The organism is Nocardioides antri (assembly GCF_008373765.1).
GTDB classification, from domain to species: Bacteria; Actinomycetota; Actinomycetes; order Propionibacteriales; family Nocardioidaceae; genus Nocardioides; species Nocardioides antri.
Window position 1 is genome coordinate 451,734 of sequence record NZ_VUJW01000001.1, and the last position, 23,356, is coordinate 475,089.

The following is a 23,356-nucleotide window of genomic DNA, read 5'->3' on the forward strand; positions in this document are numbered from 1 at the left end:
ATCTGCGGCCGGGGAGGCCTTCCTCCCCGGCCGCAGCCCTGCGAGGCTGTCGCCTGAGGAGGCGCCGTGGAGTTCGACTACCAGTTCCTGTTCAGCAACCTGCCGGAGCTCACCATCACCGGCCTTGCGTTCGGCGCGATCTACGCGCTCATCGCCCTGGGCTACACGATGGTCTACGGCGTGCTGCAGCTGATCAACTTCGCCCATTCCGAGGTGTTCATGTACGGCACCTTCGCCACGCTGTGGACGGTGTGGGCGCTGACCGGCACCGGTGGCGGAGTGGGGGGCATCCAGCTGCTGCTGATCCTGCTCCTCGGCCTGGTCATGGCGATGGCGACCTCCGCACTCATCGCTCTCGCGCTCGAGCGCGTCGCCTACCGTCCGCTCATCAAGAAGGACGCGCCCCGCCTGATCGCCCTGATCTCGGCCATCGGCGCGTCGTTCGTCCTCGCGGAGCTGATGGGCCTCCGCGACAAGGTCACCGCCTGGGTCGGCCTCGACGACGACCTGGACCGCTACGTCTCCGGCGCCCGCATCAACCAGAGCATGGCGAGCGTCGTGAACATGCCGGACGTCAACATCGGCGGCCTGTCGATCAAGACGGTCGACCTCCTCGTGATCGCGGCGGCGATCGCGATGATGGTGATCGTCGACCAGTTCGTACGCCGCTCCAAGCTCGGCCGAGGCATCCGCGCCACCGCGCAGGACCAGGAGACGGCGGCGCTCATGGGCGTCAACCCGACCCGGACCATCCAGTACACCTTCCTCATCGGCGGACTGATGGCAGGTGCCGCAGCCTTCCTCTACATGCTCAAGATCGAGACGACGAAGTTCGACGTCGGCTTCCTGCTCGGCGTCAAGGCGTTCACCGCCGCCGTGCTCGGCGGCATCGGCAACCTCCGCGGCGCGCTGCTCGGGGGCCTGGTGCTCGGCGTGGCAGAGAACTGGGGTCAGGCGCTGTTCGGCGGCGAGTGGCGCCACGTCGTCGCGTTCGTGCTCCTCGTCGTGATCCTGCTGTTCCGGCCCACCGGTCTGTTGGGTGAGTCCCTCGGAAAGGCACGAGTATGAACAAGCTCAAGGCCCTGCCGAAGCCCGTCAAGCTCGCCTTCTGGGTGCTGCTCGCGATCCTCGCGTATGCCCTGCCGATCCTGGAGCCGCCGATCATCAGCACGCCCGGCGTGGACTTCGGCGGCGTGCTCTTCGTGGTGACGATGTACTGCCTGATCGCGCTCGGCCTCAACATCGTGGTCGGCTACGCCGGCCTCCTCGACCTCGGCTACGTCGGCTTCTACGCCGTCGGCGCCTACACGGCCGCGATCCTGACGTCGTTCCACGCCAACTGGCCGCTGCTGCTGTCCCTGCCTTTCGCTGTCGCCGCGACGACGATCGCCGGACTGATCCTCGGAGCGCCCACGCTGCGGGTGCGCGGCGACTACCTGGCGATCGTGACGCTCGGCTTCGGTGAGATCATCCGCCTGGTCGCGGTCAACACCGAGTGGCTCGGAGACCGGCGCGGCATCTCCAACATCGCCCGCCCGCCGAGCGTCATGACGGGGGAGGACGGCGGCGTCGTGGTCGGGGAGGCCGAGCCCGGCCTGAAGGGGATCTTCGAGATCCCGCACCTCTACTGGGGCGACGGCACCGTGCTCGTGGACACCGAGGACACGACCCAGTTCCTCGTGTTCGGCGTGCTCGACCAGATCCCGTACTACTGGCTCGGCCTCACGGTCGTCCTCCTGGTCCTCCTCGCGGACTACCTCATCAAGAACAGCCGCGTGGGACGCGCGTGGGAGGCGACCCGCGAGGACGAGGACGCCGCCGAGCTGATGGGCGTGCCGACGTTCAAGTTCAAGCTGCTCGCGTTCGCCACCGGCGCCTTCATCGGCGGTCTCGCCGGTGCTCTCTTCGCCAGTCGCCAGAGCTTCATCAACCCCGACTCGTTCCTGCTGCTCTTCTCGATCCTCTTCCTGGCGGCGGTCGTCGTCGGCGGGCAGGGCAACCGCTGGGGCGTTCTCGTCGGTGCCTTCCTCGTCGCCTACCTGCCGCAGCGGTTCCGCGACTTCGACGACTTCCGGGTGCTGGTCTTCGGCGCAGCGCTCGTGGCGCTCGCGATCCTCCGCCCGGAGGGGCTGTTCCCGCCGAGGCGGACGGTCCGGGCGAAACAGATGGAGCACGAGCTCGAGGTGCTGGAGACCGGCCACGACGACGGAGAGGAGGCCGCCCGTGTCTGACGCGACCACCCCGATCCTCGAGGTCCAGAACCTCACGCTCAAGTTCGGCGGGCTCACGGCGCTGGACGACGTGTCGTTCGGCATCAAGGAAGGCGAGATTCTCGGGCTGATCGGGCCCAACGGCGCCGGCAAGACGACCTGCTTCAACGCGGTCACCGGCGTCTACCGCCCGACCTCCGGGGACATCCGCTTCCAGGGCCGCTCGTTGACCGGCGTCAAGCGCTACCGGATCACCCAGCTCGGCATCGCCCGGACGTTCCAGAACATCCGGCTCTTCCCGTCGATGACGGCGCTGGAGAACGTCCTGGTGGGTGCGGACGCGCAGCACAAGACGGGCATGTTCAGCGCTCTCTTCCGGCTGCCGCGGCACCGGGCGGAGGAACGCGACGGCCACGAGCGGGCGATGGAGCTGCTGCGCTTCATGGGCATCCACAAGCGGGCCGACGAGCTCGCAGCGAACCTGTCCTACGGTGACCAGCGCCGGCTCGAGATCGCCCGCGCGATGGCGACCGGCCCGAAGCTGATCTGTCTCGACGAGCCGGCCGCCGGGTTCAACCCGCAGGAGAAGGTCCAGCTCATGGAGCTCATCCGCAAGGTGCGCGACCGGGGTTTCACCGTCCTCCTGATCGAGCACGACATGAGGCTCGTGATGGGCGTGACCGACCGGATCGTCGTGCTGGAGTTCGGCCGGCTGATCGCCGAGGGCACACCCGCCGAGATCCGTGACAACCCCGCGGTCATCGCGGCCTACCTGGGAGTGGACGAAGAAGATGCTTCTTGAGGTCGAGGGCCTGTGCGTCAACTACGGACATATCGAGGCCATCCGCGACATCAGCTTCGGCGTCCCGGAGGGCACCGTCACGACACTGATCGGGGCGAACGGCGCCGGCAAGACGACGACGCTGAAGACCGTCTCCGGGCTCCGCAAGGTGCGCGCGGGGACGGTCAGGTTCGACGGCAAGGACATCACGTCGCTGGCGCCGTACGAACGGGTGAAGCTCGGCATCAACCAGTCGCCCGAGGGACGCCGCTGCTTCGTCGGCATGACGGTGCGCGAGAACCTGGACATGGGTGCGTTCGTCCGGAAGGACCGCAAGACCCAGGCCTACCGTGACGACCTCGACCGGGTGCTGACCCTGTTCCCGCGGCTGCAGGAGCGGATCAACCAGCCGGCTGGCACGTTGTCCGGGGGTGAGCAGCAGATGGTGGCGATGGGCCGTGCGCTCATGTCGCGGCCGCGACTGCTGCTGCTCGACGAGCCCTCGATGGGTCTGGCGCCGAAGCTGATCCAGCAGATCTTCTCGATCGTGACCGAGATCAACGAGCAGGGCACCACCGTGCTCCTGGTCGAGCAGAACGCCGCGCAGGCGCTCAAGCGGTCCGACGAGGCGCACATCCTGGAGACCGGGGCGATCGTCCGGTCCGGCACCGGCGCGGAGCTCGCCGGCGACGAGGCCGTCAAGGCGGCGTACCTCGGCGGCGACGTCTAGGTCTCGGGACGGTCGCCAGGGCGACCTTTTCGAACCGGAGGTCTACAGCACCTTCGAGAGGAAGGCCTTCGTCCGCTCGTGCTGCGGCTCGCCGAGCACGGCGTCGGGCAGTCCCTCCTCCACGACGACCCCGCCGTCCATGAAGACCACCTTGTTGCCGACCTCGCGGGCGAAGCCCATCTCGTGGGTCACGACCATCATCGTCATGCCCTCGGACGCCAGGTCCTTCATGACGGCGAGGACGTCACCGACCAGCTCGGGGTCGAGCGCGCTCGTGCACTCGTCGAACAGCATCATGTCCGGGTCCATCGACAGCGCACGGGCGATCGCGACCCGCTGCTGCTGACCGCCGGACAGGTGGGCGGGGTACGCCGACTCCTTTCCGGCCAGCCCGACCTTGTCCAGGTTGCGGCGCGCGATCTCGACGGCCTCGTCCTTGCTGCGGCCCTTCACCGTGCGCTGCGCCAGGGTCAGGTTCTTCATCACGTTGAGGTGGGGGAACAGGTTGAACTGCTGGAAGACCATGCCGATCCGGGACCGGACCCCGTCGAGGTCGACCTCCGGGTCGCAGATGTCGATGCCCTCGACCAGGATCTCGCCCGACGTCGGCTCCTCGAGCCGGTTGACGCACCGGAGCAGCGTCGACTTGCCGGACCCGGACGGTCCGATCACGCAGACCACCTCGGCCTGGTCGACGTTGAAGTCGATGCCCTTGAGCACCTCGTTCTTGCCGAAGTACTTGTGCAGCGCGCGGACCTGGATCGCGGGTACGTCGGTGCGGGGCTGGGGTGCTGCGGTCATCGGGAGGCCCTTCTCTGGCGCCGCTCGAGCCAGGCCACGAGCTGGGTGAGCGGGATCGTGATGACGAGGTACAGGAGCGCGGCTTGGATGAGGCTGGTCGAGGTGCCCGCAGACGGGCCGGTGGTGGTGAGGTCGCGGGCGACCGTCGTGAGCTCGCGCTCGTCGAACTGCACGCCGATGATGAACAGCAGCGAGGTGTCCTTGAGGAGCAGCACGAACTCGTTGGTGAGCGGCGGCACCACGATCCGGATCGCCTGCGGCAGCACGACCCGGACGGTGGTGCTGCCCGCACCCATGCCGAGCGAGCGCGCCGCCTCGGTCTGCCCCTTCGGCACTGCCTGGATGCCGGCGCGGATGGTCTCGGCCATGTAGGCGCCCGCGACGATGACCAAGCCGATCAGTCCGGCGCCGACGATCCCCCCGGGCGGTGTCCACTGGAACGCGATCGGGATGCCGAACGCCATGAACAGCAGCACGACGAGCACCGGGAGCCCTCGGAAGAACTCGACGTAGATCGTCGCGAGCCACCGGTACGGCGCCACCGGGGACAGGCGCATCAACGCCGCCACCAGCCCGACGAGCAACCCCCCGCCGAACGCGATCGCGGTGTAGATCAGGGTGTTCTTGACCCCGATCGTGATCATGTCCCCCCAGTTGCCACCGGAGAGCGCCACGCCGCCGGGGTTCCAGAAGTTCTGCCGGATCGTCGGCCAGTCCGCGGCGAAGTACAGCGCGACGAGGAGGACGACGAAGAGGGCGTAGAGCGCCAGGCGGACCAGGCGCTGCTTGGTGGTTCGCTTCACGGGTTCGGACTACCGATCGCCGAGCGATCAGTTCGTGGCGAAGTACTTGTTGTAGATCTCGTCGTACGTGCCGTCCTCGCGCATCTCCTCGAGAGCGCCGTTGACGTCGTCGACCAGCTGCGAGTTGCCCTTCTTGATCGCCAGGCCGTACTCCTCGTCGGTGTCGTAGGTCTCGACGACCTCGAACTCGCCGCCCTTGGTGTGGTCGAGGTTGACCGGGAGGTCCTGGAGGAGCGCGTCGACCTGGCCCGCCTTGATCGCCTGGAACATCTCGGCGTCGCTCGGGAACGACGTCAGATCCGCACCTGAGGCGTTCTCTTCCGCGTAGGCCTTGCCGGTCGTGCCCTGCTGGACGCCGACCGTCTTGCCGTCGAGGTCGTCGATCGACTGGATGTCGCTGCCGGTCGGGACGAGGAGCGACTGCTGGGAGTCGTAGTAGCCGTCGGAGAAGTCGAGGTTGGCCTCGCGCTCCTCGGTGATCGTCATCGCGGAGGCCGCGAGGTCGCACTGGCCGGCGTTGAGCGCCTGGCCGCTCTGGAGCGCGTCGAACGAGGAGTCCTTGACCTCCAGGTCGAGCTCCAGCCGCTCGGCGATCTCGGCGACGACGTCGATGTCGAAGCCCTTGAACCCGATCTCGCTGCCCTTGTCGAAGTCCTCGAACGGCGGGTAGGGCACGTCGGAACAGACCGTCAGCGTGCCTTCCTTGATGACGTCGGCGCCGGTGGACGTCGTGCCGCCCTCGTCTGAGCCGCAGCTGCTGAGGACGATCGCGGCGAAGGTGGACAGGGCCAGGGCGGAGAGACGCGACTTCTGCATGGCGGCACTGTAGGCGTTCGTCCCGTTCGGCACGAGTGTCGGGCGGCGGACGGCGCGGGGATGTTCTCCGATCGTGACCTGCCTGCGAATCGGCACCTGTCGCTCAGGGCGGGTCCGGGCGTAGGGTGATCGCCGACCAGGAAGGGGTGGCATGAGCCGGTACAGCGTGACGCCGAGGATCGCGCGCCGCGAGGACGCCCCTGTGCTTGCTGAGCTCTGGTGCGACGTGCTGCGGCGCGTCGACCGGTCCGAGCAGATCGCCGATCTCGAGCTCGTCATCAAGGCGGCGGCCGCCTCTCCCGAGCAGCGCTTCGTCGTCGTCGAGTCCGACGGCCAGGTCGCCGGCGCCGTCTTCCTGCGGCTCGCCACGGTGTCACCGATCAACCTCGAGCCGTGCGTCCAGTCGATCCAGCCGCGGGTGTTCGACCAGTTCCGCCGGCGGGGCGTCGGTCGGGCACTGATGGAGGCAGCGGTCTCCTTCGCCGAGGAGAACGGCATCCTGCACGTCGCGACAGCGGTGCCGGCGACGGCCCGCGACGCCAACCGGTTCATGGCGCGCCTCTCGCTCGCGCCGGTCGGGACCTTCCGCCTGGCACCGACCTCGGTCGTGCGCAGCCGGATCACGCCGTCCACGGTGGCGGGCACCGGCCGCCCGACGCCGCGCGTGCTGGTCGCGCGCCGCAGCCAGCGACGGGCCCGTGCCGCCGGACACGTGCAGGTGCCGCTGCCCGGCCCGCGCGACCCCGTCGCGCCGGAGTAGCCGGGCGTCGTACAACCGGTCCTGGCACGCTGACGTTCTCAGTGGTGCGATGCCGCGTGTCTCAGGCGCGGTACGTCACCACGAGGAGATGTCATGCGCAGAATCAGTACTGCGATCGCCGGGCTGGCGATCGTGACCGGATCGCTGGCCGGCCCGACCGCGGGAGCATCCGAAGGGCCGGAGCCGGTCGCGAGGGGAGCCCAGCTTTGCGACCGGGACGTGTACGTCAGCAAGGTCCGCAACGTGACTGCCCACAAGCGGGTGGTCATCGGACACGCGTCCGGGCACACGATCCCGGGTGGGACGAGCGGCGCCGTCGAGCGGACGTCGTCGTTCCGTGATCGCTGGCGGGTCACCGCGGATGCGGCAGGCCGGATCGGGGTGAGCGTGGGCGGGATGCTCAGGAAGATCGGCGTGAAGGTCGAGGGCTCCATCGGGATCGACATCGCCACCCAGGTGACGGCCAACTCGGCGGAGGCGATCAGGGTGACCGACCGGGTCCGGGTCAGGCGCACCCAGACCTACGTCTTCTACGAGGGTGTCCGGCAGGCCTACGGCAGGTTCGACTACTCGACGTGCAAGACGCTCGACGGCCGCGAGCCGGACAAGGGTGTCGTCAAGTGGATCAACGACCGGCCATGGCAGTCGACGTTCTACCGCTCCCGCGGCGCCACGAGCTGCGCGGCCGACCCGGCCAACGTGGACATCGTGGCTCGCGCGGCGGCAGCGGTCGCGGGCTGCGGCTGAGCGTCCGGTCAGTCGACGGGGCGCGGGTCGATCAGCGCGCAGGTGATGCGCGAGGTGCAGACCCGCTTCCCGCGCTCGTCGACGATGACGACGTCGTAGGCGGCGCTGGTCCGGCCGAGGTGGATCGCGGTCGCCGTGCCGGTGACGGTGCCCGACGTCGCCGCGCGGTGGTGCGTCGCGTTGATGTCGACGCCGACCGACACCTTGCCGTACTGGGCCGCGTGCAGCCCCGAGCCGACCGATCCCAGCGTCTCCGCGAGCGCCACCGAGGCCCCGCCGTGGAGGAGGCGGAAGGGCTGGGTGTTGCCCTCGACGGGCATGGTCCCGACGACCTTCTCGGGCGAGATGTCGACGAGCTCGATGCCCAGCTTGTGGTTGAGCCCGCCCATCCCGTCGGGGAGGGAGGAGAGGAACTCGTCGATGTCGGTCATGGCCCCATTCTGCTGTCGGCGGCGATCGCTAGAGTCGTCGGGTGCCCGAAGCTTCCGCCGTACGCCCGCGCCTGCTGCTCCTCGACGGCCACTCGCTGGCCTACCGCGCGTTCTTCGCGCTCCCGGTCGAGAACTTCTCGACGACCACGGGACAGAAGACCAACGCGGTCTACGGGTTCACCTCGATGCTGGTCAACGTCCTGCGCGACGAGCAGCCCACCCATGCGGCGGTCGCCTTCGACGTCTCGCGCCAGACGTTCCGCCTGGCGGAGTACGCCGAGTACAAGGCCAAGCGCAACAAGACGCCGGTCGAGTTCAGCAGCCAGCTGCCGTTGATCGAGCGGGTCCTCGACGCGTTCTCGATCCCCTACCTCAAGGCCGAGGGCTACGAGGCCGACGACATCATCGCGACGCTGGTGACCCAGGCGCTCGCCGCCGATGACGCAGGGACCGACGGCTTCGAGGTCCTGATCCTGACCGGCGACCGCGACTCGCTGCAGCTGGTCACCGAGCGGTCGACCGTGCTCTACCCGATGCGCGGCGTCTCCGACCTGGCCCGGATGACCCCGACGGCCGTCCAGGAGAAGTACGGCGTGCCGCCGAAGCGCTACCCCGAGCTCGCGGCGATCGTGGGGGAGACCTCCGACAACCTGCCTGGTGTGCCGGGCGTCGGCCAGGGATTCGCCGCGAAGTGGATCAACACCTACGACGGCCTCGACAACGTGATCGCCCACGCCGACGAGATCACCGGCAAGAAGGGGGAGGCGCTGCGCGAGCACCTCGGCGACGTGATCCGCAACCGCCAGCTCAACGCCCTGGTCTGCGACCTCGACCTCGGGGTCCGGCCGTCCGAGCTGGTGCTCCAGCCCTGGGACCGCCAGGCCGCGCTGACGCTCTTCGACGAGCTCGAGTTCCGCGGCGAGCTCCGCACCCGCACGATCGAGACCCTCGCCGGCGAGGAACCGCTGGAGGAGGGCGGCTTCGAGCTCGTCGGGAGGACCCTCGGCGACGGAGAGGTCGCTGCCTTCCTCGACGGCCTCGGCGACCAGGTGGTCGGACTGCACGTCCGCGGCAGCTGGTACGCCGGCACCGGGACGGCCGAGGGCCTGGGCTTCGCCGTGTCCGACGGGCAGGCGGCGTACGTCGACATCGCCGCGCTCGGGCCCGACGACGAGGCCGCCCTCGCTGCCTGGCTGGCCGACCCGACCCGGCCGAAGATCCTGCACGACGCGAAAGGTCCCGAGCTCGCCCTCGCTGCGCACGGGTGGGTGCTCGGCGGCGTGGTGAGCGACACCGCCCTGACGGCGTACCTCGCCCGTCCGGACCAGCGCTCCTACGACCTCGCCGACCTGACGCTGCGCTACCTCCGCCGGGAGCTGAAGGGGGAGAGCGAGAGCGACCAGGCCGCGCTCTTCGACGACGGGGCGGACATCGCGTCCACCGCCATGCTCTACGCCCGCGCGGTCGTCGACCTGTCGACCGCTCTCGAGGGCGAGCTCGAGCGTGCCGGGGGATCGCAGCTGCTGACCGAGGTGGAGCTGCCGCTGGTGCACCTGCTCGCCCGGATGGAGCAGACCGGCATCGCCGTCGACCTCGACCACCTGACGTCGCTCGAGGAGCACTTCGGCGACGAGGTGCGCAACGCCGCCGAGGAGGCGTTCGCGGTCATCGGCAAGGAGATCAACCTCGGCTCGCCCAAGCAGCTGCAGGTCGTCCTGTTCGACGAGCTCGGCATGCCCAAGACCAAGCGCACCAAGACCGGCTACACGACCGACGCCGACGCGCTCCAGGGCCTCTACGCCAAGACCGAGCACCCGTTCCTGCTCCACCTGCTGCGGCACCGCGACGTGAGCCGGCTGCGGCAGACGATCGAGGGCCTGCTCAAGACCGTGCAGCCGGACGGCCGGATCCACACCACGTTCAACCAGATGATCGCGGCGACCGGACGCCTGTCGAGCACCGACCCGAACCTGCAGAACATCCCGGTGCGCACGGAGGAGGGGCGCCGGATCCGTGAGGGATTCGTCGTCGGGAGCGGCTACGAGTCGCTGATGACGGCCGACTACAGCCAGATCGAGATGCGGATCATGGCGCACCTGTCGGAGGACAAGCTGCTGATCGAGGCGTTCAAGTCCGGCCAGGACTTCCACTCGATCACCGCGTCGCGGGTCTTCGACGTGCCGGCCGACGAGGTCACGAGCGAGATGCGGGCCAAGATCAAGGCGATGAACTACGGGCTCGCCTACGGCCTGTCCGCGTTCGGGCTCTCCCAGCAGCTCGGCATCGAGCCGGGAGAGGCGCGGGGCCTGATGGACGAGTACTTCGAGACCTTCGGCGGCATCCGCGACTACCTCGCCGGCGTGGTCGACGAGGCCCGCCGCACCGGCTTCACCGAGACCATCATGGGCCGCCGTCGCTACCTCCCCGACCTGACCAGCGACAACCGGATGCGCCGCGAGATGGCCGAGCGGATGGCGCTCAACGCCCCGATCCAGGGCTCGGCCGCCGACCTCATCAAGGTCGCCATGCTGCACACCCAGCGGGCCGTCGACGAGCAGGGCCTGCGCTCCCGCATGCTGCTCCAGGTCCATGACGAGCTCGTCTTCGAGGTGGCCCCTGGTGAGCGGGAAGCGCTCGAGACCGTCGTCCGCGAGCAGATGGGCGGAGCGGCCGACCTGGCCGTGCCCCTGGATGTCTCCGTCGGCACCGGCGCCAGCTGGCACGAGGCTGCGCACTAGCAGGCGCTGCGCTGGGCTGGTGTGGGCTGCCGGTCGTGGGTGTCGCGCGTGGGTGGGGCGGTTCGGGAGGTCGCCGCGGGACAAGAGCAGGGACCCCGCCGCCGGCCCCCTCACCTGGGGCCTGGTGCGACCTGCCAGGCGCGAACCAGGATCTGACGCGCTGAGACAGAGCTGATGGGCCGGTTGGCCGGCGGCACCCCGATTGCCCCGCGGCGACCTCCCGGCACCGCCTGCATCGGGCGCGCGAGGCCCACCCGCGCAGCGTCAGAGCGTCTCCGTGCCCCTCCGCCCCCGAAACACCTGGAGCGCGACGAGCAGCGCGACCACGACCACGTCGACGACGGCGACGGTGACTGCGAGCTCGGTGACGCCGCTCGCGAGCGAGCCCACAGTGACGAGGGCGATGACGCCGAGCGTGACGAGGTACTTCGTCCAGCGGCCGCGCTTGGCGAGGCCGGCGTACACCAGGAGCTGCAGGACCGAGAGGAGCCCGCCGAGGCAGGCGAAGAGCCACAGCCGGCCCTGCACGTCGTCGTACTCGCCGCCGCCGATGAAGACCAGGGCGAGGTCGCTGAGCAGGTAGGTCCCGGCGACGCAGCAGGCGCCGAGGGCGGTGAGGAACGCCAGACCGCGCAGGACGGCGGTGCGGCTCTCGCCGGCGGTCGACATCGAGGGGAACAGGATCACGACCGCGAACTGCGGGAGGAAGAGGACCGCCTTGGTGACGATGAGGCCGCCCGCGTAGAGGCCGGCCTGGTGGTCGTCGAGGATGTTGCGGGCGACGACGACGTCGAGGTTGGAGAGCGCCACGAAGGCGAGCAGGGCGAGCGAGCTGCCGGCGGTCTCGCGGCGTACGTCGCGGCGGACCTCCCGGTCGTGCTCGGTGACGATCGCGTCGTGCGAGCGGTTGCGGAGCGTCCAGCTCCCGATGAGGACCGGCAGCCACGAGGCCGCCAGGACGCCGACCATCGCGCTCGCCTCGGTCGGCGACACCAGCAGGCACGCCCCGCCGATCAGGACCCGGGGGACGCCGACGGAGAGGTAGAGGAGGCTCAACGGGAGCCAGCGCCGCTCGCCCTGGAGCACGCCCGCCTGGCCGCCCATGACGGTCACCGGCACGACGCAGAGGCCGAGCAGCACCGCCGGGAGCAGCCCGTCGAGCCGTAGCAGCCACCACTCCGCCGGCGACGCGGCGACGGCCAGTGCACCGAGGGCGAGCGCCGCGCGCCACGTCGTCGTGAGCACGGTCTGCTCGATGGCCGCGACGTCCTCGGGCGCGGCGGCGATCCGACGCGCGGCAGTGGCCTGGAGGCCGAGCTGGACGACCGACAGCACCATGAGCAGCGCCATCATGCCCGCGACCGCGCCGTACTGGCTGGGGCCGAGGAGGCGCGCGGCGACCATCTGGAACGCGTAGGTCCCGATGTTCATGACGGCCATCGCGAGCGCGATGCCGGCGCTGCTGCGCAGCAGCCGGAGCAGGCGCGAACGGCCGGCCGGCGGGGGCGCGACGTCCCCTGGCTGCCCACGGTCGACCGCGCTCGTCACGGTCCGAGCGTAGACGCCGGTGCGTCGGCCGGACGAACCGCTGGGAGGCTGACGATGGCTGTCGGTCGACGGCCGCCCAATACAGTGACCTCCGCCACGGAGGAGGGGTGATGCGGGAGACGAGGGGGACGGCTACGACCCCGACGGGGGCGACGGGGGCGGCGATCGCGTCGTGCCTGTACGTCGTCGTCACCGTCTTCATGGTCATCCAGCAACCGGGCGCGACGACCTACGACACCCGCGCAGAGCTGACCGAGCGGCCGGGGAGCTTCCTCGTGGGGGCGTTCACGCTCTGGCACCCGGAGTCGAGCTTCGGGGAGTTCCAGAACCAGGCCTACGGCTACCTCTTCCCGCAGGGCACGTGGTTCGTGATGGCGGACGCGCTCGGGTCGCCGGGCTGGGTCAGCCAGCGGCTGTGGTCGGCGCTGCTGCTCATCGTCGCCTGCGAGGGGGCACGCCGGGTGGCCCGTGCGGTCGACCTCGACGACATCCCGGCCCTGCTGGCAGGTGTGGTCTTCGCGTTCTCGCCGCGCCTGCTCGGGACCGTCGCCGTACAGACCGGGGAGTCGCTGCCGGGCGCGGTGATGCCGTGGCTGGTGCTGGCGGTGGTCCTCCACCTGCGCGGCGTCCTCCCACCCGTGCGGACCGCGGTGCTCAGCGGCGCCGCAGTGGTGTGCATGGGCGGCGTCAACGCCGTCGAGACCGCCGCGTGCCTGCCGCTCGCGGTGATCCTCGTCGGGTGGGGCTGCCTCCGGGGGCTGACGAGCATGAGGTTCGCGGCGGGATGGCTGGCGACGGTGGGCGTGGCCTGCCTGTGGTGGGCGCTGCCGCTGCTCGTGCTCGCGCGGTACGCCCCGCCCTTCTACAAGTACGTCGAGAGCGCCCGCGACACGACCGCGATCATCGGGTGGTCGGAGGCCACCCGCGGCGACTCCTCCTGGATCGGCTACCTGGTGACGGGGGACCAGCCGTGGTGGCCGGCCGCGTTCCACCTCGCCACCGACCCGGCCCTCGTCGTCGTCGCGGCGGTGGTGGTCGGCACCGGCCTGTTCGGCCTCACCCTCCTCGACAGCGCGATCAAGCGCCCGTTCCTGCTGGCGGTCCTGCTCGGCCTGGCCTGCCTGACCGTCGCCCACGGTGGTGTCGCGGGGGCGCCCACGTCCGACCTGGTGCGCGGGCTTCTCGACGGCGCCCTGCAGATCTTCCGCAACGTGCACAAGATCGACCCGGTGGTCCGGCTCCCGCTGGCGATCGGCTTCGGCTGCGCGGTCGCGCACGGGGTCCAGGCGCTGCTGGTGCGGCGGCCCGCGCTCCAGAGCGCCGAGCGGATGATCCTGCTCGCGCCGCTCCTGGTGGTCCTGGTCCTCGGTCGCCCCTACCTGCAGTGGGACACCCGCACGCCGGGGTGGGACGAGATCCCGGGCCACTGGCAGCAGGCACAGGCGTACCTGGCCGAGCACGCGGCCGGTGGCGCCGACGGCGGGCGGACCCTGGTCGTGCCGGGGTCGCGGTTCGCCCAGCACCCGTGGGGCTGGACCCTCGACGAGCCGCTGGCGATCCTCGGGGGTGCGCCGATGGTGAGCCGCACCCAGGTGCCGCTGATCCCGGGCGAGTCGATCCGCTACCTGTCCGCGCTCGACCAGCTGATCGCCACCGGGCAGGCCACCGAGGCGCTCGTCGACCAGCTCGCCCGCGCGGGCATCACGCACGTCGTGCTCCGGCGCGACCTGCTGCGCTCGGTGACCGGGTCGCCACACCCCGGCGCGGCGGCGGTCTCGCTGTCCCGGGCGGGCCTGGATCGGGTGGCCGGCTTCGGCAGCGACGCCGAAGGGGCCGCGATCGAGGTGTTCGAGGTGCCCGAGCGGCTGCCGGTCCTCCGGGCGACCTCGCTGGAGGACGTGGTGACCGTGCGGGGCGCGGCCGAGAGCCTGCTCGCGGTCGAGGGCGGCGGCCTGGTGGCCACCGGCGTACCGACCGTGCTCGAGGGTGAGCCCGGCTGGGGACGCGAGGCCACGGTGGTGACCGACAGCGACCAGCGGCGGGAGCGTGCCTTCGGCAACAACGACGAGGCGGTGTCGGCCGTGATGACGGCCGACGAGCCGTGGCGGGTCGACCGCGCCGCGCATGACTTCCCCGGCGGACCGGGAGAACAGGTCGTCGCGGAGTACGACGGCCTCACCTCCGTCACGGCGTCGACCGCCCAGGGCTACGCCGACAACTACGGACCGGTCCTGGTGCAGGCCGGCCCGGCTGCGGCGATCGACGGCGACCTCGACACCCAGTGGGTCAGCTCCCAGTCCGGCGACCCGGAGGAGCAGTGGCTCCGTCTGGAGTTCACGGAGCCGCGAGCGGTCCACGAGGTGACGGTGACCCCGGTCGCGGACGACCCCGCCGTCGTGCCGATCCGCATGCTCGAGGTCGTTGCCGGGTCGCAGCGGGTCCGGGTGGACGTCAACACGTCGGGTGTCCCGGCGGTCGTCGAGCTCGACGGGAGCGAGGTCGGCGCGGTCGAGGTCCGGGTAGTGGCAGCAGCGAGCGCCGACCGCGGTGCCCGGGTGGCCCTGCGGGAGGTCGCGGTCGACCGACTCCGCCCGGACCGCACGCTCGTGCTGCCCGGCTCGGTCCCGGACTCGGCCTCGTGGTCCTTCAGCACCACGCCGGGACGCCGCGCGTGCTTCGTCGTGCTCGACGCTCCCGACTGCAACGTCGCGAGGATCCGGTCGCCGGAGGAGAAGTCCGGGCTCGACCGCACCTTCACGCTCGCGGGTCCGCAGCAGGTGACGCTCACCGGACACGTCGTCGCCCGCAGCACGCCCGCCGCCGCGAGCCTGCTCGACCGCGTCGAGCGGCGGCCGCCGGTGGGCGCGTCGTCGGCGTACGGCGGGGACCCCCGGGTCGCCGCGCGCTTCGCCTACGACCGTGAGCCCACGACGGCGTGGGTGTCCGCCAACGGCGACCTCTACCCGACCCTGACGTTCCGCTGGAAGCGGCCGCGGAGGATCACCGCGATCACCGTCGCCGCGGCCGACAACGCGCCCTCCGCGGCCGTCCTGACGGCGCACGGCGACACCCAGCAGGTGGCACTGACCGGCGACACCGCGGTCCGGATCGAGCCGGTCCGGACCCGCCGCCTGCTGGTGCGGTTCGAGAAGGCGCCGGACGCGCCGCACGTCGTGGTGCCCGAGATCGAGCTTGCCGGGTGGGACGTCACCCGGCCGGTGCTGGGCCACACCCGGACGGGGGCGGTCTGCGGGCTCGGGCCGGTGCTCCACCTCGACGGTGAGGAGATCGCGACCCGGGTCACCGGCACCATGGCCGACGTCGTCAACGGCAGCCCGCTCGCTCTCGAGGCGTGCGACGAGAGGACCGGCAAGCGTGCCGAGGTCGACCTCCGCGCGGGCGAGCACCGGCTGCACGCCACGCCGACGGCGGCGTTCGACGTGGTCGACCTGGTGGCGACCGACCGGCGCGCGTCCTCGCGCACGACGGAGCGGAAGGTGCGGATCGAGGCGTGGGGGAGCACGGAGCGCACCGCGGTCGTCGAAGCCGGCGACGAGTCGCTCCTGTCGCTGCCGGAGAACTTCAACGACGGCTGGGTGGCCGAGGTCGACGGCGAGGAGCTCACCCCGGTCCGGGTCGACGGCTGGCAGCAGGGCTGGATCCTGCCGGCGGGCGAGCGGACCACCGTCGAGCTGCGCTACCAGCCGCAGACGACGTACGACGTGATCCTGCCGCTCGGCCTGGTCGCGAGCGGATCGCTGCTGCTCGCCGCGCTCGTCCTCGGCCTGGTGTCCCTCGTCGGCCGCGTTCGCGGTCGCACGACGGCCGCAGCCGGCCCGGTCGCCTGGCCCGCGGAAGAGCCGGTCAGTCGCGTCCCGTGGGCGGTGGCCGTCGCCGCGGCGCTGCTCCTGCTCGGGCCGGTGGCGTCGCTCGGCATGGTCGCCGGCGCACTGGCCGGCCGGTGGCGGGTCGATCTCCGCGTCGCGGTCGGGGGCGGTGTGCTCGTCGCCCTCTCGGGCGTGCTCGACGCGCTCGGCCGTCCGGGGGCGTTCGAGGGGTCCGCCGACGTCGCCGCCGCGCTGGGCGTCGGCCTGGTCGCCGGCGTGGTGCTCCGGCTGCCGGGGAGCGCCCGTTGAGCAGCTGGCGCGGTCGCCAGGGCGCCGCGGCCCTCGGGGTGATCGCCGTGATGCTGGTGGTCCGCGGCCGGCTCCTGGCCGGCTCGTACTTCAACCAGGACGACTTCTCCCTGACCGGCCGGGCCTACCGGTCCGACCTGACCTGGGGCTACCTGTCCTCGGACCTTGAGGGGCACGTCAACCCGCTCCAGCAGCTCGCGCGGTGGGTGGTGGCGCACCAGGCGCCGTACGACTGGCCGGTCGTCGCCGTCGCGATCCTCGCCGTCGACCTCGCGGCGACCGTGCTGGTCTGGCTGATCCTGTCGCGCCTGCTGGAGGACCGCTGGTCCCGTGTCGTGCTGCTGGCGGTCTTCGCGTGGGCGCCGATGACCCTGGCGCCGACGCTGTGGTGGAGCGCCGCGATGCTCCTGTGGCCCCATGTGCTGTGCTCGCTCGCCGCGATCTGGCTGCTCGTCCGCTGGTGGCAGGGCGACGGCCGCGGCTGGGTCAACGCAGCGGGGATCGTGTCCGTCACCGCCGTCGGGCTGCTGTGGCACGAGCGCGCAGTGCTGATCCTGCCGCTGCTGCTCGGGGTCGCCGTCGCGCTGGCCGACGAGGCTGCCGGCTGGCGCCGGGTGCCGGCCGCGGCGGGCCGGTTCCGCTGGCTCTGGGTCGGCATGATGGCCGTCGTCGGCGGTTTCCTGGTGGTGCACAGCCTGCTCACCGATGTCGAGGGTGGCGGTGGTAGCGCACGCCACCAGCTCGACCTGTCGTGGTCCTTGGTCGGCGAGAACGTCGTGCCGGGTCTCGTCGGCGGGCCGTGGGCCGGGCGGGTGACCGGCGGTGCGGTCGTCCCCGCGACCTGGGTGACCGTGGTCAGCGTGCTGCTCGTGGTTGTCGTCGCCGCCCTCCTCCTGTGGCGCGGCGGTCCCGCCCGCCGCTGGGGCTTGGGGATGTTGGCCGGCTACGTCGCGACCGATCTCGTCCTGCTGCTGTCGGGCTGGTCCGCGTCCGGCGCGATCAGCGGCCTCGACCCGCGCCACTCCGCCCACACGCTCCACGTCGCCGTCGTCTGCGCCGCGCTGTGCCTCCGCGGCGCCTCGCTGCCGGCGCCGGCCACACGGCGCGGGCGGGCGGCCGTCGTCGGCGGCCTGCTGGCGTCGTACGGCGTCGCCGCGGCGTTCGGTACGGCGCTGCTCGTGCCGCACTTCCAGAACAAGGCGGACCGCGAGTTCGTCACGAACCTCCGCGCCGACCTCGCTCGCGACCCGACCCAGGTCATCCTCGACGGTCCCGCGCCCGCCGAGCTGGTGCTGCCGCTCGGCGGCGACGACAACCGGTACTCCGCGATCTTCGGGCAGCTGCCCGAGCGGCCGGCCTTCGACGGTCCGTCGCCGCGGCTGCGGACGGTCGGGCCCGACGGGACCCTCCGGCCGATCGAGCTGGTCCGCCGGGTCGTCAGCGAGCCGGGCCCGGACGACGAGTGCGGCTACGCGGTGGCGAGGCGACCCGTCCGGGTCGACCTCGAGCGGCCGTTGGCCGGGCGGGTCCTGCTGCGGGTGCGCTACTACACGGCCGCCGAGTCGACGGTCGAGGTGGCGGCCGCGGACTGGAGCGCCGAGTTCCTCGCCCGGCGCGGGCCGAACGAGGTGTGGCTGGTCCTGTCGGACCCTGACGACGCGGCCGGCGAGGTCGACGAGCTCGAGCTCGTCGGTGACGGGCCTGTCGACGTCTGCGTGACCGAGGTCGCCGCCGGGCTCCCGGAGGCCCCGTGAGCCCGGGGACACGGCTGCCGCGCGCCACGGTGGTCGACCTCGCGTGGAGCGCCGGGCTGGCGCTCCTGGTGTTCGGCCCGCTCCTCGTCGGACCGGGGTACTGGCTCTTCGGCGACATGGTGTTCGTCCCGGAGCAGCCGTGGAAGCCGGCCTGGCTCGGGCTCGACGGCGCCCTGCCCCGGGCGGTGCCGATGGACGCCCTGGTCTCGGTGGTGACCCAGGTGGTGCCGGGGAGCTGGGTGCAGCGCGGCCTGCTCGTCGGTGGCTTCCTCCTCGGCGGCGTCGGGATCGGCCGGGTGACGCGCGAGCACGCCTGGTACGCCCGGGCAGCGGCGATCACGCTGCTGCTGTGGAACCCGTGGGTCTACGAACGGCTGCTCATCGGGCAGTGGGCGATCCTCCTGGGCTACCTGGCGCTGCCGTGGGTGGTGCTCGCTGCCCGCCGGCTGCGCGCCGACCCGCGACAGGGCTGGGCCGAGGCAGCGATCGCGGTCACCGTGGCGGCCGTCTGCAGCCCGTCGAGCGGGGTGATGGCGGCGGTCGTGCTCGCCGTGCTGGCGCTCGGTCGCGACCGGCGCGCATGGGCGGCCACTGCTGCGGTCGGCGTGGCCGCGAACCTGACCTGGGCGGTCCCCGCCGTCACCGCGGAAGCGGTGCGGGTGTCGGCCGACGGGGTGTTCGCGAGCTTCGCTGCGCGCGCGGAGTCGGGTGCCGGCCTGTTGCCGAGCGTGGCGTCGATGGGCGGCATCTGGAAGTCGTCGATCCTGCCCGACAGCCGCACCAGCGCGGTGCTCGTCCTCCTGTCGTGCCTACTCTCGGTGGCGGCTGCGGCCGGACTGCGCCGGGGCGTGCGGGCGCACCCGGGGGAGTGGGGCCGGCTGGCCGCAGTCGGCCTGGGCGCGCTTCTCGTGGCGGTCGCTCCGGCCGTCCCCGGCGGCGCCGAGGCCCTCGAGGGCCTTGCCGACCGGCTGCCGGGACTGGCCCTGCTGCGCGACTCGCACCGGTTCCTCGCTCCGCTCGGCGTGGTTCTCGCGGTCGGCGCGGCCGGCGCCGTGACCGCGGTGCGGGAGCGGGTGCGGCCCGGACGCGAGGCGCTGTGGGCCGTGGTCGGCCTCGTCGTGGTCGCGCCGGTGCTGCTGCTCCCGGCGCTGGCCTGGGGGGCGGCCGGCGAGCTGGACCGGTCGTCGTACCCCGCGGAGTGGGCCGAGGTCGCCGCCGTGCTCGAGGACGAGCCGGGGCGCGTCGTCGTGCTGCCGTGGGCCGGGTCCTACCGCGGCTTCGACTGGAACCACCGCCGGGCGGTCCTGGACCCTGCGCCGCGCTACTTCCCCGGCGAGGTCCTCGTCGACGACCGGGTGCTGCTCGACGACGGCGTCGTGCCGGCCGAGGATCCCCGTGTCGAGGACGTACGACGCGCGCTCGGTGCCGCGGACCCCGCGGCCGCGCTCCGGGCGGCCGACGTGCGCTGGGTCCTGGTCGAGCGCGGCGTGGCGGACGTCGAGCCTCCCGAGGGGCGCGTCGTGCACGAGGGGGAGGAGCTGGTGCTCATCGACCTCGCCGAAGGAGATCCTGCGGCGTCCGCTCCGGATGACCGCGACACCAAGTCCAGGACAATTGTCCTGGTCATGGTCGGACACGCCGTCACGGCGGTTTGCCTTTTGGCCGGTGGTGCCGTCAGAATCCGACGCGGGAGAGATCTCCGTCACCTAAGGTGACGGGATCGCACGGCCGGGTGTCACCGGGCCGGGCAGGGTCTTTGGGAGGGGACCTTCGCATGAACATGCTCATTTCCGCGGCCGTGGGAGCACTGGCCGCAAGTGCACTGCTCGTGGGTGGCGTCAACGCCGCCAAGGGCGACCAGAAGCCGGTCTCGAACGCCGAGCTCTACACCTACTCGAGCGAGTAGGTCGCTCGGCCGCCCGCAGCTGGGGAGCACGCGGGAGGCCGATCAGAGCGACACGCCCCGGGGAGCGGGGTGGTCCGACGCAGACGGCTTGGGAGGGTCCGGATGCTGCACATCGTCATTCCTGCGTACAACGAGGAGCTACGGCTTCCGCGTACCCTGCGCGCCCTGCGCCGGTTCGTCGCCGAGCGCCGGCCGTTCCTCGGCGAGGTCGAGGTGCTGGTCGTCGACAACGACAGCACCGACCGCACGGCGGAGATCGGGCGCGCTGCGAGCACGCCCGGTCTGCCGGTGCGGGTCGTGCACTGCGCACGGCGTGGCAAGGGTGCCGCCGTCCGCGCCGGGCTGCTCGCGAGCGACGCCGACCTGGTCGCGTTCATGGATGCCGACGGTGCCACCGACCTCTCCGCCCTCGACGAGTCGTGGCGCCGGATCCGGCTCGGCGCCGACGTCGTGATCGGGTCGCGCGCGCTGGCCGGGTCGGTCGCCGACGTCCGCAGCTGCCGCGCCCGCGCAGCGGGAGCCGCCGCGTACCGGAGGCTCGCCCGCCGCCTCGTCCCGGGCGTCGCCGACACCCAGTGCGGATTCAAGGTGATGCGCGGCGACGTCGCCCGCGCCGCCGTCGCGGAGCTGACCGCCCGCGGGTTCTCCTTCGACGTCGAGCTCCTGGTGCGGCTGCGTGCGGCCGGCGCCCGGATCGACGAGATCCCCGTGACCTGGACCGACGTGCCCGGGTCCACCTTCGTGCCGGCGCGTCACGGCGCCGGCGCCTTCACCGAGCTCGTCGCGATCGCCTGGCGCACGCGGCACCTCGGCACCCCTGTCGCCGGCAGGGCGACGGCACGGCCGCGTACGCAGTCCCCCATCCCGCGTCCGGCCGCTGTCGCTCTGCCGGTTGCCATCGCCGTCCCCGCTGCCGCCTCCCTGCTGAGCGAGGCCTGAGATGACGCGCGCGCAGATGACGACGACGACCGGGCCCCTCGGGGGTCGACGGGTGGTCGTCGTCAACTGGCGCGACCTCGACCACTCGCTCGCGGGCGGCGCGGAGATCTACGCCTGGCACCTCGCCCGGGCGATGGTCGAGGGTGGCGCGGAGGTCGAGCTCCTCACCGCCCGGGAGCCGGGACAGGCGGCGACGACGGTCCGCGACGGCGTGACCGTACGCCGGCGCGGGGGCGCGCTCTCGTTCTACGTCCACACCGCGCTCCGGCTGCTCGCGCGGCGACGCCGGGTCGACGCGGTGGTCGACCCCTCGTGCGGGCTGCCGGTGTTCGCGCCGCTCTTCGTGCGCCGCCGCACGCCGGTGGTGCTGGTGATGCACCACGTCCACCAGGAGCAGTTCTCGACCCACTTCCAGGAGCCCGCTGCGGCGTTCGGCCGCTGGCTCGAGCGGGTCGCGATGCCGCTGGTCTACCGCCGCCGCACGGTGGTCGCCGTCTCGGCCTCGACCGCCGAGGAGATGCGCCGCCAGCTCGGCTGGTCCGGGGACATCGGGCTCCTCGAGAACGGCGCCGACCTGCCGCCGGTCGGCGTGGGCGACCCGGCAGCGAAGGACCCCGACCGCGTCGCCGTCCTGGGCCGCCTCGTCACCCACAAGCGCGTCGACCTGGTCGTCCGGGCCGTCGGCCGGCTGCGTTCCGAGCGACCGCGTCTCCACCTCGACGTCATCGGCCAGGGACCCGACCGGGAGCGGCTCGAGGCCCTCGTGGTCGCGCTCGGCCTCGAGGACCGGGTCACCTTCCACGGGTTCGTCGACGAGGACACCAAGGCCGCGCTCCTCGCCCGGGCGGCGGTGCACGTGTGCGCCTCCGACGCGGAGGGCTGGGGCCAGGCTGTGATCGAGGCCGCCGGGCACGGCGTACCGACCCTCGCCCGCGACGTCCCCGGCCTACGTGACTCCATCCGGCCCGGGGAGAGCGGCTGGCTGGTGGCCGACGCTCCCGACCTCGACGAGGTCGGGCGCCGGCTCACCGCCCGGCTGCGGACGGTGCTCGCGGAGGCCGCCGAGCCGATGAACCGCGCCCGCTGGTTCCAGAGCAGCCAGGAATGGGCCCACCGATTCGACTGGTCACGGATGCGCCGACAGGCGCTCGACCTCGTCGTCTGCGAACTCGCGGCGAGCACTCCCGTGCACGCCGCTCAACTCAGCCCGCGGGACCGCGTGGCCGTCATGGGAGGAACATCATGCGTCGACTGATCGGACCAGTGCTCGTCGGACTGGGGGTGTTCCTCATCGTCGCCGCGGCCCTCGTGCGCTTCTACGCCTACCCCGCGCTGGCCAAGGTGCCCCACGGCTACAACAGCACGACGCACCTCGAGGCGACCGGTGCCGAGGTGATCAACTACAGCACCTACGAGCCCGAGACCCACGACCTCGCGATCACGTCGGCGACCCATGAGGACGTCGAGGCCGACGCACCCGAGGGCGTCGTGGTCTGGATCAACCTCAACGAGGTCCTTCGCGGAGACGGCACCGAGTTCCAGAAGTCGACCGAGCGGGTCCCGTTCGACGAGGTGACGGGAGAGGCGGTGGACTGCGAGGAGTGCGGGCAGTTCGTCGAGTCCCGCAACAGCGACGGCAAGATCGAGCGGATCCCGACCACGTTCGAGGGCCAGGTCTACAAGTTCCCCTTCAACACCGAGAAGAAGGACTACGACCAGTGGGACGGCACCCTCGGTGAGGCGTTCCCGGCGACCTACGAGGGCGAGGAGGAGATCGACGGTCTCCCCGTCTACAAGTTCGTCCAGGTCATCGAGCCGACGGTGGTCGAGACCCGCGAGGTCCCCGGCTCGATGTTCGGCGTCGAGGACGCGGTCGAGGCCGACCTGGTCTACGCGATGACCCGCACGTTCTACGTCGAGCCGGTCACCGGGTCGCCGGTCCACCGGGTCGAGGAGCGCCGGCAGGAGCTCGTGCACGAAGGCGAGGCGGTGCCCGTGTTCGTCGGGACGGTGCAGTACACCGACGACCAGGTCGCCGACAACGTCGCGAAGGTCGACTCCAAGGCGACCCTCCTCGGCGGCACCCGGCTCCTGTTCCCGGTGGTCCTCCTGCTGATCGGTGGCGTCATGCTCGCCCTCGGCCGGGCCCTCAACAAGCGGCTGGAGGGCCAGCACAGCGACCACGCGACGAAGGACCGACCACTGGTCAACGCCTGAGCCCCAGAACTCCCAGGAGGGAGCGGGCGGGCCCGGCGT

The 23,356-nt window shown here is 71.8% G+C and carries 19 protein-coding genes; 14 read left to right on the forward strand and 5 right to left on the reverse strand.

All coding sequences use genetic code 11. From position 1 onward, the window contains the following. Nucleotides 1-66 precede the first annotated feature (66 nt). The 4 genes from F0U47_RS02210 to F0U47_RS02225 are packed head-to-tail and all read left to right on the forward strand — an operon-like array spanning nt 67 to nt 3,721. Entirely contained in the window at nt 67-1,068 is a 1,002-nt protein-coding gene (locus F0U47_RS02210) for a branched-chain amino acid ABC transporter permease (RefSeq protein WP_246159381.1), read from the forward strand. Beyond that, complete coding sequence (locus F0U47_RS02215; protein ID WP_149748661.1) at nt 1,065-2,231, forward strand: branched-chain amino acid ABC transporter permease; 1,167 nt, start codon at nt 1,065-1,067, stop codon at nt 2,229-2,231. The genes F0U47_RS02210 and F0U47_RS02215 overlap by 4 nt, the downstream gene beginning before the upstream one ends. Then, nucleotides 2,224-3,012, forward strand: a complete 789-nt coding sequence (locus F0U47_RS02220; RefSeq protein ID WP_149748662.1) for an ABC transporter ATP-binding protein — start codon at nt 2,224-2,226, stop codon at nt 3,010-3,012. The genes F0U47_RS02215 and F0U47_RS02220 overlap by 8 nt, the downstream gene beginning before the upstream one ends. Continuing rightward, the gene (locus tag F0U47_RS02225; protein ID WP_149748663.1) at nt 3,002-3,721 is read left to right on the forward strand and encodes an ABC transporter ATP-binding protein; all 720 of its coding nucleotides are present in this window, start codon (nt 3,002-3,004) and stop codon (nt 3,719-3,721) included. The genes F0U47_RS02220 and F0U47_RS02225 overlap by 11 nt, the downstream gene beginning before the upstream one ends. A gap of 42 nt (nt 3,722-3,763) precedes the next feature. Here the strand turns inward: F0U47_RS02225 and F0U47_RS02230 are convergent, their stop codons facing one another. Genes F0U47_RS02230 through F0U47_RS02240 form a run of 3 tightly spaced genes read right to left on the reverse strand, consistent with a single transcriptional unit; the run spans nt 3,764 to nt 6,141 of the window. Then, nucleotides 3,764-4,522 (reverse strand): amino acid ABC transporter ATP-binding protein, encoded by a 759-nt coding sequence (locus F0U47_RS02230; RefSeq protein WP_149748664.1) that lies wholly within the window; start codon nt 4,520-4,522, stop codon nt 3,764-3,766. Beyond that, nucleotides 4,519-5,325, reverse strand: a complete 807-nt coding sequence (locus F0U47_RS02235) for an amino acid ABC transporter permease (RefSeq protein WP_149748665.1) — start codon at nt 5,323-5,325, stop codon at nt 4,519-4,521. The genes F0U47_RS02230 and F0U47_RS02235 overlap by 4 nt, the downstream gene beginning before the upstream one ends. 27 nt (nt 5,326-5,352) lie before the next feature. Beyond that, nucleotides 5,353-6,141 carry an ABC transporter substrate-binding protein gene (locus F0U47_RS02240; RefSeq protein WP_149748666.1) on the reverse strand — a complete coding sequence of 263 codons (789 nt, stop codon included), beginning with the start codon at nt 6,139-6,141 and terminating at the stop codon, nt 5,353-5,355. Nucleotides 6,142-6,292: 151 nt separating this feature from the next. Here F0U47_RS02240 and F0U47_RS02245 point away from each other — a divergent pair, with 151 nt between their 5' ends. Both F0U47_RS02245 and F0U47_RS02250 read left to right on the forward strand, forming a co-directional pair. Next, nucleotides 6,293-6,901 carry a GNAT family N-acetyltransferase gene (locus F0U47_RS02245; protein ID WP_149748667.1) on the forward strand — a complete coding sequence of 203 codons (609 nt, stop codon included), beginning with the start codon at nt 6,293-6,295 and terminating at the stop codon, nt 6,899-6,901. A gap of 93 nt (nt 6,902-6,994) precedes the next feature. Further along, nucleotides 6,995-7,648: a hypothetical protein gene (locus tag F0U47_RS02250; protein WP_149748668.1), complete on the forward strand. Its 654-nt coding sequence runs from the start codon at nt 6,995-6,997 to the stop codon at nt 7,646-7,648. Nucleotides 7,649-7,656: 8 nt separating this feature from the next. Here the strand turns inward: F0U47_RS02250 and F0U47_RS02255 are convergent, their stop codons facing one another. Then, the gene (locus F0U47_RS02255; RefSeq protein ID WP_149748669.1) at nt 7,657-8,079 is read right to left on the reverse strand and encodes a hotdog fold thioesterase; all 423 of its coding nucleotides are present in this window, start codon (nt 8,077-8,079) and stop codon (nt 7,657-7,659) included. Between the two features lie 41 nt (nt 8,080-8,120). Between F0U47_RS02255 and polA the strand changes: the two genes are divergently transcribed. Further along, nucleotides 8,121-10,817: a DNA polymerase I gene (gene polA / locus F0U47_RS02260; protein WP_223162623.1), complete on the forward strand. Its 2,697-nt coding sequence runs from the start codon at nt 8,121-8,123 to the stop codon at nt 10,815-10,817. A gap of 264 nt (nt 10,818-11,081) precedes the next feature. On the opposite strand, the gene F0U47_RS02265 is transcribed toward polA, so the two are convergent. Beyond that, a complete protein-coding gene (locus tag F0U47_RS02265; RefSeq protein ID WP_246159382.1) occupies nt 11,082-12,365 on the reverse strand; it encodes a lipopolysaccharide biosynthesis protein in 1,284 nt (427 codons plus the stop codon). Between the two features lie 110 nt (nt 12,366-12,475). On the opposite strand from F0U47_RS02265, the gene F0U47_RS02270 reads away from it, so the two are divergent. From F0U47_RS02270 to pgfA, 7 genes are all read left to right on the forward strand, one after another. Continuing rightward, nucleotides 12,476-16,501, forward strand: a complete 4,026-nt coding sequence (locus F0U47_RS02270; RefSeq protein WP_149748670.1) for an alpha-(1->3)-arabinofuranosyltransferase domain-containing protein — start codon at nt 12,476-12,478, stop codon at nt 16,499-16,501. Then, nucleotides 16,498-18,255, forward strand: a complete 1,758-nt coding sequence (locus tag F0U47_RS02275; protein ID WP_149748671.1) for a hypothetical protein — start codon at nt 16,498-16,500, stop codon at nt 18,253-18,255. The genes F0U47_RS02270 and F0U47_RS02275 overlap by 4 nt, the downstream gene beginning before the upstream one ends. Then, nucleotides 18,252-19,970 (forward strand): MmpA family trehalose lipid delivery protein, encoded by a 1,719-nt coding sequence (locus F0U47_RS02280; protein WP_149748672.1) that lies wholly within the window; start codon nt 18,252-18,254, stop codon nt 19,968-19,970. Before F0U47_RS02275 ends, F0U47_RS02280 begins: the two co-directional genes overlap by 4 nt. Nucleotides 19,971-20,029: 59 nt before the next feature. Further along, nucleotides 20,030-20,161, forward strand: coding sequence for a hypothetical protein (locus F0U47_RS21970; protein WP_281290956.1), 132 nt, complete (start codon nt 20,030-20,032; stop codon nt 20,159-20,161). Between the two features lie 102 nt (nt 20,162-20,263). Next, nucleotides 20,264-21,100: a glycosyltransferase gene (locus F0U47_RS02285; protein WP_149748673.1), complete on the forward strand. Its 837-nt coding sequence runs from the start codon at nt 20,264-20,266 to the stop codon at nt 21,098-21,100. 16 nt (nt 21,101-21,116) lie between these two features. Next, on the forward strand, nt 21,117-22,355 hold the full coding sequence (locus tag F0U47_RS02290) for a glycosyltransferase family 4 protein (protein WP_188111130.1): 1,239 nt from the start codon (nt 21,117-21,119) through the stop codon (nt 22,353-22,355). Next, nucleotides 22,343-23,317 (forward strand): cell envelope lipid trafficking protein PgfA, encoded by a 975-nt coding sequence (gene pgfA / locus F0U47_RS02295; protein WP_188111131.1) that lies wholly within the window; start codon nt 22,343-22,345, stop codon nt 23,315-23,317. The genes F0U47_RS02290 and pgfA overlap by 13 nt, the downstream gene beginning before the upstream one ends. The last annotated feature ends 39 nt before the right edge of the window (nt 23,318-23,356 follow it).

Coding starts and splice junctions, on each gene's coding strand:
- F0U47_RS02245 (WP_149748667.1), top strand. CDS start 6,293: ATGAGCCGGTACAGCGTGACGCCGAGGATCGCGCGCCGCGAGGACGCC.
- F0U47_RS02240 (WP_149748666.1), bottom strand. CDS start 6,141: ATGCAGAAGTCGCGTCTCTCCGCCCTGGCCCTGTCCACCTTCGCCGCG.
- F0U47_RS02285 (WP_149748673.1), top strand. CDS start 20,264: ATGCTGCACATCGTCATTCCTGCGTACAACGAGGAGCTACGGCTTCCG.
- pgfA (WP_188111131.1), top strand. CDS start 22,343: ATGCGTCGACTGATCGGACCAGTGCTCGTCGGACTGGGGGTGTTCCTC.
- F0U47_RS02230 (WP_149748664.1), bottom strand. CDS start 4,522: ATGACCGCAGCACCCCAGCCCCGCACCGACGTACCCGCGATCCAGGTC.
- F0U47_RS21970 (WP_281290956.1), top strand. CDS start 20,030: ATGAACATGCTCATTTCCGCGGCCGTGGGAGCACTGGCCGCAAGTGCA.
- F0U47_RS02270 (WP_149748670.1), top strand. CDS start 12,476: ATGCGGGAGACGAGGGGGACGGCTACGACCCCGACGGGGGCGACGGGG.
- F0U47_RS02250 (WP_149748668.1), top strand. CDS start 6,995: ATGCGCAGAATCAGTACTGCGATCGCCGGGCTGGCGATCGTGACCGGA.
- F0U47_RS02290 (WP_188111130.1), top strand. CDS start 21,117: ATGACGACGACGACCGGGCCCCTCGGGGGTCGACGGGTGGTCGTCGTC.
- F0U47_RS02255 (WP_149748669.1), bottom strand. CDS start 8,079: ATGACCGACATCGACGAGTTCCTCTCCTCCCTCCCCGACGGGATGGGC.
- F0U47_RS02215 (WP_149748661.1), top strand. CDS start 1,065: ATGAACAAGCTCAAGGCCCTGCCGAAGCCCGTCAAGCTCGCCTTCTGG.
- F0U47_RS02225 (WP_149748663.1), top strand. CDS start 3,002: ATGCTTCTTGAGGTCGAGGGCCTGTGCGTCAACTACGGACATATCGAG.